The following is a 14,658-nucleotide window of genomic DNA, read 5'->3' as shown; positions in this document are numbered from 1 at the left end:
TGCAGAGCTACTTGGAAGGTCTTTCTAAAGACTCAAGACTAAAGGGAGGTAGGCTCCTTGATAGACGTTAATAATTTTGAGTATATGAAAATTGGTTTAGCTTCACCAGATAAAATCCGTTCATGGTCTTATGGAGAAGTAAAAAAACCTGAAACAATTAACTATCGTACACTAAAACCTGAAAAAGATGGGTTATTCTGTGAGCGTATTTTCGGTCCTACAAAAGACTGGGAATGTCATTGTGGTAAATACAAACGTGTTCGCTATAAAGGCGTAGTTTGTGATCGATGTGGAGTAGAGGTTACGCGTTCGAAAGTACGTCGTGAGCGTATGGGTCACATTGAATTGGCAGCTCCTGTATCACATATTTGGTATTTCAAAGGTATTCCAAGCCGTATGGGGCTGATTTTGGATATGTCTCCAAGATCACTAGAGGAAGTAATTTATTTTGCTTCTTACGTTGTAATTGAACCAGCGGATACACCTCTTGAAAAGAAACAATTACTTTCTGAAAAAGAATACCGTGCATACCGAGATAAGTTTGGTAGTAAGTTCCAAGCTGCTATGGGTGCAGAGGCTATTAAGCGTCTATTACAAGAGATAGATCTAGAAAGTGAAACTGAGAACTTAAAAGAAGAGTTAAAAACAGCACAAGGTCAACGTCGTACACGCGCGATTAAACGTTTAGAAGTAGTAGAATCTTTCCGTAACTCTGGCAACAAGCCTGATTGGATGATCTTAGATGTACTTCCGGTTATTCCACCAGAATTACGTCCAATGGTTCAATTAGACGGCGGACGCTTTGCTACATCTGATTTAAATGATTTATACCGTCGTGTAATCAACCGTAATAACCGTTTAAAACGTCTATTGGACTTAGGTGCTCCTAGCATCATTGTTCAAAACGAAAAACGTATGCTTCAAGAAGCAGTTGATGCATTGATTGATAATGGTCGTCGTGGCCGTCCAGTAACAGGACCAGGTAACCGTCCATTAAAGTCACTCTCACATATGCTTAAAGGGAAACAAGGTCGTTTCCGTCAAAACTTACTTGGTAAACGTGTAGACTATTCTGGTCGTTCCGTTATCGTAGTAGGACCAAACCTAAAAATGTACCAATGTGGTCTTCCAAAAGAAATGGCAATTGAATTATTCAAACCATTTGTTATGAAAGAACTAGTTGAACGTGGTTTGGCGCATAACATTAAGAGTGCAAAACGCAAAATTGAACGTATGCATCCAGAAGTTTGGGATGTATTAGAAGATGTAATCAAGGAGCATCCGGTTTTACTAAACCGCGCACCTACTCTTCACCGTTTAGGTATCCAAGCGTTTGAACCAACATTAGTAGAAGGTCGTGCAATTCGTCTTCACCCTCTTGTATGTACAGCATATAACGCTGACTTTGATGGTGACCAAATGGCTGTTCACGTACCTTTATCAGCAGAAGCTCAAGCGGAAGCACGTCTACTAATGCTTGCTGCACAAAACATTTTGAACCCGAAAGATGGAAAACCAGTTGTTACGCCATCTCAAGATATGGTACTAGGTAACTATTACTTAACACTTGAGCGTAAAGGCGCAACGGGAGAAGGTTCTACATTCTACGGTCCAGAAGAGGTGCTAATTGCATATAATACAGGTCATGTACATTTGCATACTCGTATTGCCATAGCTGCATCTTCATTGAAAAATCCAACATTTACGGAAGAACAAAACAAGATGTTGTTGTTGACTACTGTAGGTAAAGTAATCTTCAACGAAATACTTCCTGAAACGTTCCCGTATATTAACGAACCAACGGATTACAATTTACAAATAGAAACACCTGAAAAATATTTCATCTCTACTACGACAGACGTGAAAAAACATATTGAATCTACGGATCTTGTTCAACCATTCAAGAAGAAAATCCTTGGAAATATCATCGCAGAAGTATTTAAACGTTTCCATATTACAGAAACATCTAAAATGCTTGACCGTATGAAATCACTTGGATTTAAATATTCAACTAAAGCTGGTATTACAATCGGTATCTCTGATATCGTCGTACTTCCAGATAAAGGTGAAATTCTTGAAGAAGCACAAGGTAAAGTAGATAAAGTAATGAAACAATTCCGTCGAGGTCTAATAACAGAGGAAGAACGTTATGCAAGCGTTATTGGACACTGGAGTAGAGCGAAAGAAGTTATTCAAGAAAAACTGATGAAATCACTTGATAACATGAACCCAATCTTCATGATGAGTGACTCTGGTGCCCGTGGTAACGCGTCCAACTTCACTCAGCTTGCTGGTATGCGTGGGCTGATGGCCAATCCGGCTGGACGAATTATCGAACTTCCGATTAAATCATCGTTCCGTGAAGGGTTAACAGTACTTGAATACTTCATCTCAACACATGGTGCTCGTAAAGGTCTTGCCGATACAGCTCTTAAAACAGCCGATTCAGGTTACCTGACTCGTCGACTTGTTGACGTAGCTCAAGATGTAATCGTACGTGAAGATGACTGTGGAACAGACCGTGGCTTACTAATAGGCTCTCTTATGGAAGGTACGGAAGTAATTGAAGAGTTTGGCGAACGTATTGTTGGACGTCACACGAAGAAAACAATCTTCCATCCGGAAACAGGAAAAGTAATATTAGAAAGAGATGGCTTGATTACTCAAGATATCGCACGTCTTATCGAAGAAGCTGGAATTACTCAATTGACTATCCGCTCAGCATTTACTTGTAATACAAAACATGGTGTATGTAAAAAATGTTACGGCTTGAACTTAGCAACTGGAGATACGGTAGAAGTAGGGGAAGCGGTAGGTATTATCGCAGCTCAGTCTATCGGAGAACCTGGTACACAGTTAACAATGCGTACATTCCATACAGGTGGGGTTGCCGGTGATGATATTACACAAGGTCTTCCACGTATTCAAGAGATTTTTGAAGCTCGTAATCCAAAAGGGCAAGCGGTTATTTCTGAGATTTCTGGTACCGTTACTGAAATCGACGAAATTAGAGAAGGACAAAAAGAAATTACAATTCAAGGTAATGTAGAAACACGTAAATATCTAGCTCCATACAATGCACGTCTAAAAGTAATAGCAAATGACGTTATTCAACGTGGTCAGGTATTAACGGAAGGTTCTGTAGACCCTAAAGAATTGTTAAAAGTAAAAGATGTTTCTACTGTTCAAGAGTACTTATTAAAAGAAGTACAAAAAGTTTATCGTATGCAAGGGGTAGAAATTGGGGATAAACATATCGAAGTAATGGTTCGCCAAATGCTTCGCAAAGTGCGCGTAATTGAAGCAGGAGAAACTGACTTGCTACCTGGTTCACTTTTAGATATCCACCAATTTGCTGAAGCGAATAAAGAAGCAGTTTTACAAGGTAAAATCCCTGCAACTTGTCGCCCAGTTATCCTTGGTATCACAAAAGCTTCTCTTGAAACAGAATCATTCTTATCAGCGGCATCCTTCCAAGAAACGACTCGTGTCTTAACTGATGCAGCGATTAAAGGAAAACGTGATGAGCTACTTGGATTGAAAGAAAACGTAATTATTGGGAAACTAGTTCCTGCTGGTACTGGTATGCAACGTTACCGTCAAATTCAAATAACTACAAACGAAGCCGATGCTGAAAAAGAAACAGTAAACGCAGAATAACTTATATTAGGGAGAACTATTTATATTTCTCCCTAATATTTTATTGTTAAGCCTTGACACCTTTTTCAAGGAATGATAATATATTTAAGGTTGATAGTTATCGGACTTGTAGCTTTGGAGGATGTGTAAATGTCTTATGAAAAAGTAAAACAAGCAGACAAAACGATCATTGGTACAAAGCAAGCAGTAAAAGCAATGAAAAAAGGGCTTGTCAAAGAATTATATATTGCACTGGATGTAGAATTGAGAATCATTGAATTAGCACGTCAGATAGCACAAGAAAATGATGTTCCAATAACCTATGTCGAGTCTAAATTAGAGCTTGGTAGAGCCTGTGGTTTGCGTTTAAGCGCTGCCGTTGTGGCGATTACTGTGTAACAGTTTTTGTGTAATACACAAAGACTTTGTTTTTACCCAAAAAATGAACCACCTGGATGTGTGGTATTAAAAGAACAAATGAAGGGAGGAATAATCGATGCCTACAATTAACCAATTGGTCCGTAAGCCTCGTAAATCCAACATCACTAAATCTAAGTCTCCAGCATTAGGAAAAGGCTATAACAGCTTTAAAAAATCAGCTACAAATCTTAACTCGCCTCAAAAGCGTGGGGTTTGTACTCGTGTTGGTACTATGACGCCGAAAAAACCAAACTCAGCACTTCGTAAATATGCGCGTGTACGTTTAACAAATACGTTAGAGGTTACTGCTTATATTCCAGGAGAAGGTCACAACCTACAAGAACATAGTGTTGTACTTATCCGCGGAGGACGTGTAAAAGATTTACCAGGGGTACGTTACCATATCGTACGTGGTGCTCTTGATACAGCTGGAGTTAATGGTCGTATGCAAAGCCGTTCATTATACGGTGCAAAACGCCCTAAAGTTAAAAAATAATTTATTTAATAATTTGACATTCGTCGAAAGGAGGAAAACACATGCCTCGTAAAGGTCCTGTTTCCAAACGTGACGTGTTACCAGATCCAATTTATAATTCGAAACTAGTAACTCGTTTAATCAATAAAATGATGATTGATGGTAAAAGAGGTACTTCTCAAAAAATTCTATACGGAGCGTTTGATCTTGTAAAAGAACGTTCTGGTAAAGATGCATTAGAAGTATTTGAAGCTGCATTAAGCAACATTATGCCAGTTCTTGAAGTTCGTGCTCGTCGTGTTGGTGGTGCTAACTACCAAGTACCGGTTGAAGTACGTCCTGACCGTCGTTATACTTTAGGTCTTCGCTACCTAGTAAACTATTCACGTCTTCGTGGAGAAAAAACTATGGAAGAGCGTTTAGCTAATGAAATTCTTGATGCATCTAACAACACAGGTGCTTCTGTTAAGAAACGTGAAGATATGCATAAAATGGCGGAAGCTAACAAAGCATTTGCTCACTATCGTTGGTAAGATTTTAATACAATCATACTCTAATCCGAAATTGGAAGGAGAAATACAATATGGCTAGAGAGTTCTCCTTAGAAAAAACACGTAATATCGGTATCATGGCTCACATCGATGCTGGTAAAACGACTACTACGGAGCGTATTCTATACTACACTGGTAAAATCCACAAAATTGGGGAAACTCATGAGGGTGCTTCACAAATGGACTGGATGGAGCAAGAGCAAGAACGTGGTATCACTATCACTTCTGCTGCGACAACAGCTGCTTGGGATAATCACCGTGTAAACATTATCGATACACCTGGACACGTAGACTTCACAGTTGAAGTTGAACGTTCACTTCGTGTACTTGATGGTGCGGTTACAGTACTAGATGCTCAATCTGGTGTTGAACCACAAACTGAAACAGTATGGCGTCAAGCTACAACTTATGGCGTACCACGTATTGTTTTTGTAAACAAAATGGATAAAACAGGTGCGGACTTCTTATATTCTGTAGGAACTCTTCGTGACCGTCTACAAGCTAACGCTCATCCAATTCAGTTACCAATTGGTGCTGAAGATGAATTCAGCGGTATCATTGACCTAGTGACAATGAAAGCTACTGTATACGGAAACGACTTAGGTACTGATATCCAAGAAGTTGAAATTCCAGAAGAATATAAAGCACAAGCTGAAGAATACCGTGAAAAATTAGTTGAAGCGGTAGCTGAGCTTGATGAAGATTTAATGGAAAAATATCTTGGTGGAGAAGAAATTACAACTGAAGAATTAGTTGCTGGTATCCGTAAAGGTACCCTTAACGTAGAATTCTATCCAGTAGTATGTGGTACTGCTTTCAAAAACAAAGGTGTTCAAAAAGTTCTTGATGCAGTAGTTGCTTACCTTCCATCACCACTTGATATTCCAGCTATGAAAGGTATCGATCCTGATAGCGAAGAAGAAGTAGAACGTCACTCTGACGATTCTGAACCATTCTCTGCATTAGCGTTTAAAGTTATGACTGACCCTTACGTTGGTAAATTAACTTTCTTCCGCGTGTATTCTGGTACTCTTCAATCTGGTTCATACGTTCAAAACTCTACTAAAGGTAAGCGTGAGCGTGTAGGTCGTATCCTACAAATGCATGCTAACTCTCGTGAAGAGATCTCACAAGTTTACGCTGGAGATATCGCTGCAGCAGTAGGCTTAAAAGATACAACAACTGGTGATACATTATGTGATGAAAAATCTCTAGTAATTCTAGAATCTATGGAATTCCCAGAGCCAGTTATCTCACTATCTGTTGAACCAAAAACTAAAGCTGACCAAGATAAAATGGGTCAAGCCCTACAAAAATTAGCTGAAGAAGATCCAACATTCCGCGTACATACTGACCAAGAAACTGGTCAAGTAATCATCGCTGGTATGGGTGAACTTCACCTTGATATTCTAGTAGACCGTATGCGTCGTGAATTCAAAGTAGAAGCTAACGTAGGTGCTCCACAAGTATCTTACCGTGAAACTTTCCGTTCATCGGCACAAGTTGAAGGTAAATTCGTTCGCCAATCTGGTGGACGTGGTCAATTCGGACACGTTTGGATCGAGTTCTCTCCAAACGAAGAAGGAAAAGGCTTTGAGTTTGAAAATGCTATCGTTGGTGGGGTTGTACCACGTGAATATATCCCAGCTGTTGAAGCAGGTCTTCGTGACTCACTTGACAACGGTGTAATCGCTGGATTCCCATTAATCGATATTAAAGCTAAATTATTCGACGGATCATATCATGATGTTGACTCGAATGAGATGGCATTTAAAATCGCAGCATCTATGGCATTGAAAAATGCTGTTTCTAAAGTAAACCCAGCACTTCTTGAACCAATCATGAAGGTAGAAGTTGTTATTCCTGAAGAATATTTAGGAGACATCATGGGTGATATCACATCTCGTCGTGGACGCGTTGAAGGTATGGACGCTCGTGGTAACGCACAGGTAGTACGTGCAATGGTTCCACTTGCTGAAATGTTTGGATATGCAACATCATTACGTTCAAATACACAAGGTCGTGGAGTATTCTCGATGGTATTTGATCACTATGAAGATGTTCCAAAATCAATTGCTGAAGAAATTATCAAAAAACACAAAGGTGAATAATTGAATTTTCATCTTGATTCAAGTATAACTTTCTTGTAGTGTATGAAATATAGGGACTACTTGTCCCTATCTTTTATCATAAAAAAAACAAACAATTACTGAGGAGGATTTCTCTAATGGCTAAAGAAAAATTTGACCGTTCCAAAACACATGCTAACGTTGGTACAATCGGACACGTTGACCATGGTAAAACAACTTTAACTGCTGCAATCGCTACAGTTCTTTCTAAAAAAATGGGTGGAGTAGCTAAATCATACGCTGACATCGATAACGCTCCTGAAGAAAAAGAGCGCGGAATCACAATCAACACTTCTCACGTTGAATATGAAACAGAAACTCGTCACTACGCTCACGTAGACTGCCCAGGACATGCTGACTATGTTAAAAACATGATCACAGGTGCAGCTCAAATGGACGGCGGGATCCTAGTAGTATCTGCTGCTGATGGCCCAATGCCACAAACTCGTGAACACATTCTTTTATCTAAACAAGTAGGTGTTCCATACCTAGTTGTATTCATGAATAAATGTGATATGGTAGACGACGAAGAATTACTTGAATTAGTTGAAATGGAAGTTCGTGACCTTCTTTCTGAATACGATTTCCCAGGCGACGACATTCCAGTAATCAAAGGTTCTGCTCTTAAAGCTCTTGAAGGAGAGCCAGAATGGGAAGAAAAAATCGTTGAATTAATGGACGCTGTAGATAGCTATATCCCAACACCAGAACGTCAAACTGACAAACCATTCATGATGCCAGTTGAGGATGTATTCTCAATCACTGGTCGTGGTACAGTTGCTACAGGACGTGTTGAGCGTGGACAAGTTAAAATCGGTGACGTTGTAGACATCATCGGTATTACTGAAGAAGCAAAATCAACTACTGTAACTGGAGTTGAAATGTTCCGTAAACTTCTTGACTATGCAGAAGCTGGAGACAACATCGGTGCTCTTCTTCGTGGGGTTTCTCGTGAAGAGATCCAACGTGGTCAAGTTTTAGCTAAACCAGGTTCAATCACTCCACACACAGACTTCAAAGCTGAAGTTTATGTTCTTTCTAAAGAAGAGGGTGGACGTCATACTCCATTCTTCTCAAACTACCGTCCTCAGTTCTACTTCCGTACAACTGATGTAACTGGTGTTTGTAACTTACCAGAAGGCGTAGAAATGGTTATGCCTGGAGATAACATCGAAATGACTGTATCTCTAATCTCTCCAATCGCTATCGAAGAAGGTACTAAATTCTCTATCCGTGAGGGTGGACGTACTGTAGGCGCTGGTGTAGTTGCTACTATCACTAAGTAATCTATAATTAAATTATAAAATCCATCTCGTGACGACGAGGTGGATTTTTTTGTGCTTAAAAATGGTAAACTAATTTTAAAGGGGTGGTTCCATTGAGCGTAAAAGTATTTTTAATTGAAGATGACATGTCAATATTCGAGATGATACAGGATCGTTTTAAACAATGGGCATTAGAAGTTACAGGCCCATCAACTTTTCAGCATGTAATGGATGATTTCATACAAGAAGCTCCACAGTTAGTTATAGTAGATATTCAGCTTCCGGCTTATGATGGATTTCATTGGTGTAGGCAAATAAGGGCAGTTTCTAAAGTACCGATTATATTTCTATCTTCTCGGGATCATCCAATGGATATGATCATGGCAATGCAAATTGGTGCAGATGATTTCGTACAAAAACCCTTTCATATGGATGTTTTACTTGCGAAGGTTCAGGCAATACTTCGAAGAACCTATGATTATGGGGAAGAGCAAAATGAAATGACAAGGTGGAACGGAGCGACCGTAGATTTTTCAAAAGGTGTTCTCTTAAGGAACGACCTCTCGGTAGAATTAACTAAAAACGAATTATTTATTTTGCGGGTTTTATTGCAATCTGTAGACAAGATTGTATCGCGCGATGAATTAATGAGAAAATTATGGGATGACGAGAGATTTGTTAATGATAATACTTTATCCGTTAACGTGAATCGTCTGCGTTTAAAATTAGAAGAGATTGGTTTGACTGATGTCATCCAAACCAAAAAGGGATTAGGTTATATGGCCATTTCAAAGGAGGGATAAACATGTTGCTGACATTTATCAAAGAAAGAATATCGTGGATTATATTCTTTCTTACCCTCCAGGTTTGGTTGAACATTATATTAACTCTTGATGTTGCCTTTAAGGATGTCTCCTTATTTTATATAAATATGATAAATGCAATTGCTTTTTTATTGTTTCTAGTATGGCGATTTAGAAAAGAAACACAGTATATAAAAAGTCTACAAGAGAACCTTGGAGTGGAATCAAGGTTTGATCGACTCCAAGAAGTGTTTCCAGAAGGCGGTTCTAGCTTTGAAAAGAAAGTAACTGAGGTATTAGAGGATTGCTTTAGGATAGGAATAGACGAACTAAATGATTTAAAGGTTAAACACTTAGAGGAAGATGACCAAATTGTTTCATGGATTCATGAAGTGAAAACTCCATTAACAAGTATGAAGCTAATGATTGACTCCTTAGAGGATTCTAAAATGCAAAGAAAGCTAGAATTAGAATGGCTTAGAATTCATCTATTGCTAGATCAGCAGCTGCATCACACGAGACTATCCTCATTGGAAAAGGATTATATTATTGAGCAGGTAAACTTAAAAAAGGTAGTTTATCAGGAGATAAAAGAACTGCAGGGATGGTGTATTCAAAAGAATATTGGTTTTGACATAGATGATCTTCAAAAAACTGTCCTAACTGATCAAAAGTGGTTGGCATTTATATTAAGACAAATAATATCAAATGGTGTTAAGTACAGTGAAGAGAACAGCATTATTCGATTGTTTTTACATAAAGATTCAGTCGGTCATCAACTTCTAACAATTCAAGACTTTGGTTGTGGTATTAGACAAGCAGATTTACCACGAATATTTAACAGGGCCTTCACAGGTACAACGGGACGTGAAACGAATGCCTCAACAGGAATGGGGCTATACCTAGCCAAAAATGCTGCAGACAAACTAGGTATAAAAATTAGTGTTCAATCTAAGGTTAATGAAGGAACCTCCTTTATACTTCAATTTCCCTTGAAAAATGAAATGTCCAACATCTTAGGTAGGTGACAAAATTGTCATCTACTTTATTTATTCGTCATGTTAATCGAACGATTAAAGGAAGAAAACATTTTAAAATAAGGTTAATAAGGTATAGGAGGAAAATCCATGATCATATTAAGCGGTCGTAAAATAAAAAAAGTATATGGAAAAAAATCTACAGCGCAGGAAGTTTTAAAGGGAATTGATTTAGAGGTTCAAGAAGGTGAGTTTGTAGGAATAATGGGACCATCCGGTTCTGGAAAAACTACGCTTCTTAATGTACTAGCTTCTATAGATCAAGCGACAGAAGGGGTTATTGAAATAGCAGGAAATAACTTGCGTAGAATGAAGGAAAAACAGTTATCTAATTTTAGAAGAGAACAATTAGGTTTCATTTTTCAAGATTATAATTTATTGGATACGCTAACTGTAAAAGAAAATATTCTGCTCCCTTTATCGATTAGTAAGGTAACGAAAAAAGAGGCTGAAGATCGTTTTCAAGAAATTATAAGGACTCTAGGAATAGAAGATATTATTCATAAGTATCCAAATGAGATATCAGGGGGGCAAAAACAAAGAACTTCTGCGGGAAGAGCTTTAATTGGGAATCCAACCATTGTATTTGCGGATGAACCTACAGGGGCACTAGATTCTAAAGCAGCAAGCGCATTACTTACTAATATGGAAAAAATTAATAAGGATAAGAAAGTTACTATCATGATGGTGACACATGATCCGGTGGCAGCAAGTTTTTGCTCGCGTGTATTGTTTTTAAAGGATGGTCAGTTATATACAGAGCTATATAAAGGGGAAAATAATCGCGGACAGTTCTTTCAGGAGATTATGAATACGCAAGGTGTGCTTGGTGGTGATGGTTATGACGCTTAGTCAGCTAGTTTTCCGTAGTATGAAAAAGAATATTAAGCATTACTACTTATACTTCTTTGCTTTAATCTTTAGTGTCACACTTTATTTTTCTTTCGTCACGCTTCAATATAATCCAAGCATAGTGGAAATATCGGTAGGCGTTAAAGTTACTGCAGGCTTAAAGGCCGCTTCTTACTTGTTGTTATTTGTAGTTGTTTTCTTTGTTTTGTATGCTAATCGCTTATTTATGAAGAGAAGAAGTAAGGAAATAGGTTTATATCAGCTTATTGGTATGTCGAAAAGTTTAGTAACAAGATTGTTAGCATTGGAAAACACTATACTTTGGATTGGTGCTCTTAGTTTAGGGGTAATCATTGGATTCCTAACGTCTCGGATATTTGCAATGATTTTATTGAAGGTGCTGGAAAAGGATGTTTTAGTAGACCTTACCTTTTCAGTAGAGGCTTTACAAATGACAGTTTTAGTATTTTTAGTGTTGCTCATAGTAGTCCTGATACAAACGACGTTTACTATTAGAAGAGTTTCTTTAATTACGCTTTTCCATTCTACCGCTATTGCAGAGGAGAAAATAAAGAAATTTAGTGGTTTCCAAATGTTCCTTGGACTTTTAGGATTATTAATGATTGGATATGGTTACTATTTATCTACCTCCTTGTTTGAGGTATATTCGGAGAACGCAAATATGCTACTCATTAAAATGCTATCGATCTTAGGTTCGACCATTTTTGGTACATTCTTAGTCTTCCGTTTTTCAGTTGCATTTCTTATGAACTTAGCAAGAAAGCGAAAAAAAGGTCATTTATCAATTGAAGATGTTCTTTCATTAACACCAATCATGCACAGAATGAAAGCAAATGCGATGTCCTTAACGACAATTACTGTTATATCGGCAACTGCTTTAGCAATACTTTGTTTATCTTATATCTCTTACTATTCAGCAGGATCTATGGCAGAACGGAATGTTCCTTTTGATTTTATATTGTTAAATGAACATGGTGAAGCATTTTTAGAGGAACTAGATAACAAGGGAATTAGTTATAATCAAACCGAAATCGATTTACTGAATGCAGAAGTGGAGACTGCTGAGCTCTACGAAGCAGGAATTCCAGCTGGTATGGAGATGAATACCAAAGGATTCTATCAACTGCTGAAACTTAGTGATGCACAAAAAATATGGCCACAGCTTTCTTTAGAGGAGGGTGAGGGCTATGTGAGTGGCTATAGTAGTATGATGTCTGAATTTGTAAAGATAGAGAGTGATAAACCGGTAAGCATAACGACTTCTGAAGGTGATATCTCTTTACATATAAAAGAAGTCAAGGAAGAGTCTCCTCTTGTTTATACACTTACGGGTGCAGGAGTATCTTTTATAGTAACGGATCAGCAGTTTGAACAGCTCGCTAAGGATAGTATAATTGGTCAAAATACTATTTGGGAAAAACAAGTAGGTATTAATATAAAAGATTCCTCCAATCAAAAAGAAGCACAGTCTATTTACGAGTCTACTACGAATGACGGTTATAATGAAGCAACAAATAGTGAAGGTTACAGTGAACACTTTCAGGTTGACTCGCAGGAAATGTATCGCTCTTCTACGCTAGATATGTTTGGTCTAGTTATATTTATTACAGGTTTTCTTGGATTAGCCTTCCTAGTGACTACAGGTAGTATTTTATACTTCAAACAAATGTCGGAGGCCGATGAAGAAAGAGAATCTTATACTATTCTTCGTAAAATCGGATTTACAACAAATGAACTAATGAGAGGAATCTATCGAAAGCAATTATTCAACTTTGGATTTCCTTTAATCATTGGTTTAGCGCATAGCTATTTTGCTGTTAAATCGGGCTGGATGTTATTTGGTACAGAACTAGTAGCTCCTTTACTCATAACGATGGGAGTCTATATTATTCTTTACTCTGTATTTGCTATCCTTACGGTCGGATACTATAAAAAAGTAGTCAATGAATCACTATAGTTTGTATACAGAAAACTCTTTGTTTTATAACAAAGAGTTTTTCTTATTGACTTTTAAATGGATTAAATATAAACTTCTATCATATTAGCAATCTAGTGTGTGAAAGTGAGTGTTTTAAATGAATGCAGTTTTGATAGCAGTTGCTGTTATGTTAATTCTGAGTTTACTTCGTATAAATGTAGTGTTTTCATTAATCATAGGTGCATTGGTAGGTGGGCTTACAGCCGGCTTATCGGTCACAGAAACGATAGAAGCGTTTACTGGAGGATTAGGTGCAGGAGCAACAATAGCGCTTAGCTATGGGCTCTTAGGAGGCTTTGCGGTTGCCATATCGAAGACAGGCATACCAGAGTTATTAGTGGCGGCGATTCTCAAGGTTGTCAGAAGGGAAGGGGATTCCCAAAAGACGGGTTTAGCTAAGGTATTAGTATTCTTGTTGCTATTGATGATGGCTATTTTCTCTCAGAACTTAATACCGATTCATATCGCATTTATTCCATTATTAGTTCCACCTATTTTAAAAGTATTAAATATGCTCCAAATAGACCGTAGATTGATTGCATGTATTTTGGCATTTGGGTTAATTACCCCTTATATGTTCTTACCATATGGTTTCGGGGCGATTTATCAACAAATTGTGGCAACACAGATGGAGCTATCTGGTCTTACAGTTGCTTTAGAGGATATTCCTCGCGCGATGGCAATACCAGCCTTAGGAATGGTTGTAGGGCTTGTTATGGCGTTTGTTTTATATAGAAAGCCAAGACAATACCGTCTAGAAGAAGTTAAAGTAGAAGGATTGCAACTAAACGTTAAAAAAAGCAGCGTGTTCTTCACAATTATTTCGTTGATTGCGGCATTGTATGCACAAATCGCAACCGACTCAATGATAGCAGGGGCTCTAGCTGGAATCACAATACTTTATGTAACAGGTGCTTTAAAATGGAAGGAAGCTGACCAGCTATTAACAGAAGGTATGCGTATGATGGCATTCGTAGGGTTTGTTATGATCACAGCAAACGGATTTGCAGCTGTCATCAGTTCAACTGGTCATGTAGAAAGTTTAGTAGAGGCATCTGCAGAATTATTAAAGGGTAATGTCAGCTTGGCTGTGTTGATTATGTTAGTAATTGGTTTAATCGTAACTTTGGGAATTGGCTCTTCCTTTGCCACCATTCCAATAATCGCAGCGATCTTTGTTCCTTTAGCATTAGAGTTAGGATTAAGCCCCTTAGCTACTATAGCTTTAATAGGGACTGCAGGTGCATTGGGGGATGCGGGTTCGCCGGCATCTGATTCCACACTTGGACCAACAGCTGGTTTAAGCGTTGACGGACAACATAATCATATTTGGGATACAGTAGTACCGACATTCATTTGCTACAATATACCGTTAATAATTTTTGGCTGGATTGCAGTAGTATATGTACTATAGAGAAAGAGCTCCTCTGGGGCTCTTTTTATATAGGGAAAGATAATAATAGATGACATTTCACAATAATTATAGAG

The 14,658-nt window shown here is 38.1% G+C and carries 11 protein-coding genes; all 11 read left to right on the top strand.

Going from position 1 to position 14,658, the window contains the following annotated elements; translation table 11 throughout:
* Positions 1-57: 57 nt before the first annotated feature.
* The 11 genes from rpoC to ACQKNZ_RS16955 all read left to right on the top strand — a co-directional run bounded on the left by rpoC (position 58) and on the right by ACQKNZ_RS16955 (position 14,584).
* On the top strand, positions 58-3,660 hold the full coding sequence (gene rpoC, locus ACQKNZ_RS17005; RefSeq protein WP_154312066.1) for a DNA-directed RNA polymerase subunit beta': 3,603 nt from the start codon (positions 58-60) through the stop codon (positions 3,658-3,660).
* Between the two features lie 129 nt (positions 3,661-3,789).
* Positions 3,790-4,038: a ribosomal L7Ae/L30e/S12e/Gadd45 family protein gene (locus tag ACQKNZ_RS17000; RefSeq protein WP_151112048.1), complete on the top strand. Its 249-nt coding sequence runs from the start codon at positions 3,790-3,792 to the stop codon at positions 4,036-4,038.
* 97 nt (positions 4,039-4,135) lie between these two features.
* Positions 4,136-4,555, top strand: coding sequence for a 30S ribosomal protein S12 (gene rpsL, locus ACQKNZ_RS16995; RefSeq protein ID WP_144540957.1), 420 nt, complete (start codon positions 4,136-4,138; stop codon positions 4,553-4,555).
* 41 nt (positions 4,556-4,596) lie between these two features.
* Positions 4,597-5,067, top strand: coding sequence for a 30S ribosomal protein S7 (gene rpsG / locus ACQKNZ_RS16990; RefSeq protein WP_144540960.1), 471 nt, complete (start codon positions 4,597-4,599; stop codon positions 5,065-5,067).
* A 50-nt stretch (positions 5,068-5,117) separates the two neighbouring features.
* Positions 5,118-7,196, top strand: a complete 2,079-nt coding sequence (gene fusA / locus ACQKNZ_RS16985; RefSeq protein WP_154312067.1) for an elongation factor G — start codon at positions 5,118-5,120, stop codon at positions 7,194-7,196.
* Positions 7,197-7,312: 116 nt separating this feature from the next.
* Positions 7,313-8,500, top strand: a complete 1,188-nt coding sequence (tuf, locus tag ACQKNZ_RS16980; protein WP_144540964.1) for an elongation factor Tu — start codon at positions 7,313-7,315, stop codon at positions 8,498-8,500.
* Between the two features lie 92 nt (positions 8,501-8,592).
* Positions 8,593-9,282: a response regulator gene (locus ACQKNZ_RS16975; protein ID WP_427660819.1), complete on the top strand. Its 690-nt coding sequence runs from the start codon at positions 8,593-8,595 to the stop codon at positions 9,280-9,282.
* Positions 9,283-9,284: 2 nt separating this feature from the next.
* The gene (locus ACQKNZ_RS16970) at positions 9,285-10,310 is read left to right on the top strand and encodes a sensor histidine kinase (protein WP_427660817.1); all 1,026 of its coding nucleotides are present in this window, start codon (positions 9,285-9,287) and stop codon (positions 10,308-10,310) included.
* A gap of 99 nt (positions 10,311-10,409) precedes the next feature.
* Positions 10,410-11,171 (top strand): ABC transporter ATP-binding protein, encoded by a 762-nt coding sequence (locus ACQKNZ_RS16965; RefSeq protein ID WP_144540970.1) that lies wholly within the window; start codon positions 10,410-10,412, stop codon positions 11,169-11,171.
* Positions 11,161-13,149, top strand: coding sequence for an FtsX-like permease family protein (locus ACQKNZ_RS16960; RefSeq protein ID WP_154312070.1), 1,989 nt, complete (start codon positions 11,161-11,163; stop codon positions 13,147-13,149). Before ACQKNZ_RS16965 ends, ACQKNZ_RS16960 begins: the two co-directional genes overlap by 11 nt.
* Before the next feature lie 118 nt (positions 13,150-13,267).
* Entirely contained in the window at positions 13,268-14,584 is a 1,317-nt protein-coding gene (locus ACQKNZ_RS16955; RefSeq protein ID WP_427660814.1) for a Na+/H+ antiporter family protein, read from the top strand.
* Positions 14,585-14,658: the final 74 nt, after the last annotated feature.

The organism is Psychrobacillus sp. NPDC093200 (assembly GCF_050280345.1).
Taxonomy (GTDB): domain Bacteria; phylum Bacillota; class Bacilli; order Bacillales_A; family Planococcaceae; genus Psychrobacillus; species Psychrobacillus faecigallinarum.
Note: the sequence above shows the minus strand (reverse complement) of the source record. Positions and strands in the feature narration are given on the sequence as shown.

Excerpts from the sequence above, each read along its gene's own strand:
- ACQKNZ_RS17000 (WP_151112048.1), top strand. The coding sequence starts at position 3,790 with ATGTCTTATGAAAAAGTAAAACAAGCAGACAAAACGATCATTGGTACA.
- rpsL (WP_144540957.1), top strand. The coding sequence starts at position 4,136 with ATGCCTACAATTAACCAATTGGTCCGTAAGCCTCGTAAATCCAACATC.
- rpsG (WP_144540960.1), top strand. The coding sequence starts at position 4,597 with ATGCCTCGTAAAGGTCCTGTTTCCAAACGTGACGTGTTACCAGATCCA.
- fusA (WP_154312067.1), top strand. The coding sequence starts at position 5,118 with ATGGCTAGAGAGTTCTCCTTAGAAAAAACACGTAATATCGGTATCATG.
- tuf (WP_144540964.1), top strand. The coding sequence starts at position 7,313 with ATGGCTAAAGAAAAATTTGACCGTTCCAAAACACATGCTAACGTTGGT.
- ACQKNZ_RS16970 (WP_427660817.1), top strand. The coding sequence starts at position 9,285 with ATGTTGCTGACATTTATCAAAGAAAGAATATCGTGGATTATATTCTTT.
- ACQKNZ_RS16965 (WP_144540970.1), top strand. The coding sequence starts at position 10,410 with ATGATCATATTAAGCGGTCGTAAAATAAAAAAAGTATATGGAAAAAAA.
- ACQKNZ_RS16960 (WP_154312070.1), top strand. The coding sequence starts at position 11,161 with ATGACGCTTAGTCAGCTAGTTTTCCGTAGTATGAAAAAGAATATTAAG.
- ACQKNZ_RS16955 (WP_427660814.1), top strand. The coding sequence starts at position 13,268 with ATGAATGCAGTTTTGATAGCAGTTGCTGTTATGTTAATTCTGAGTTTA.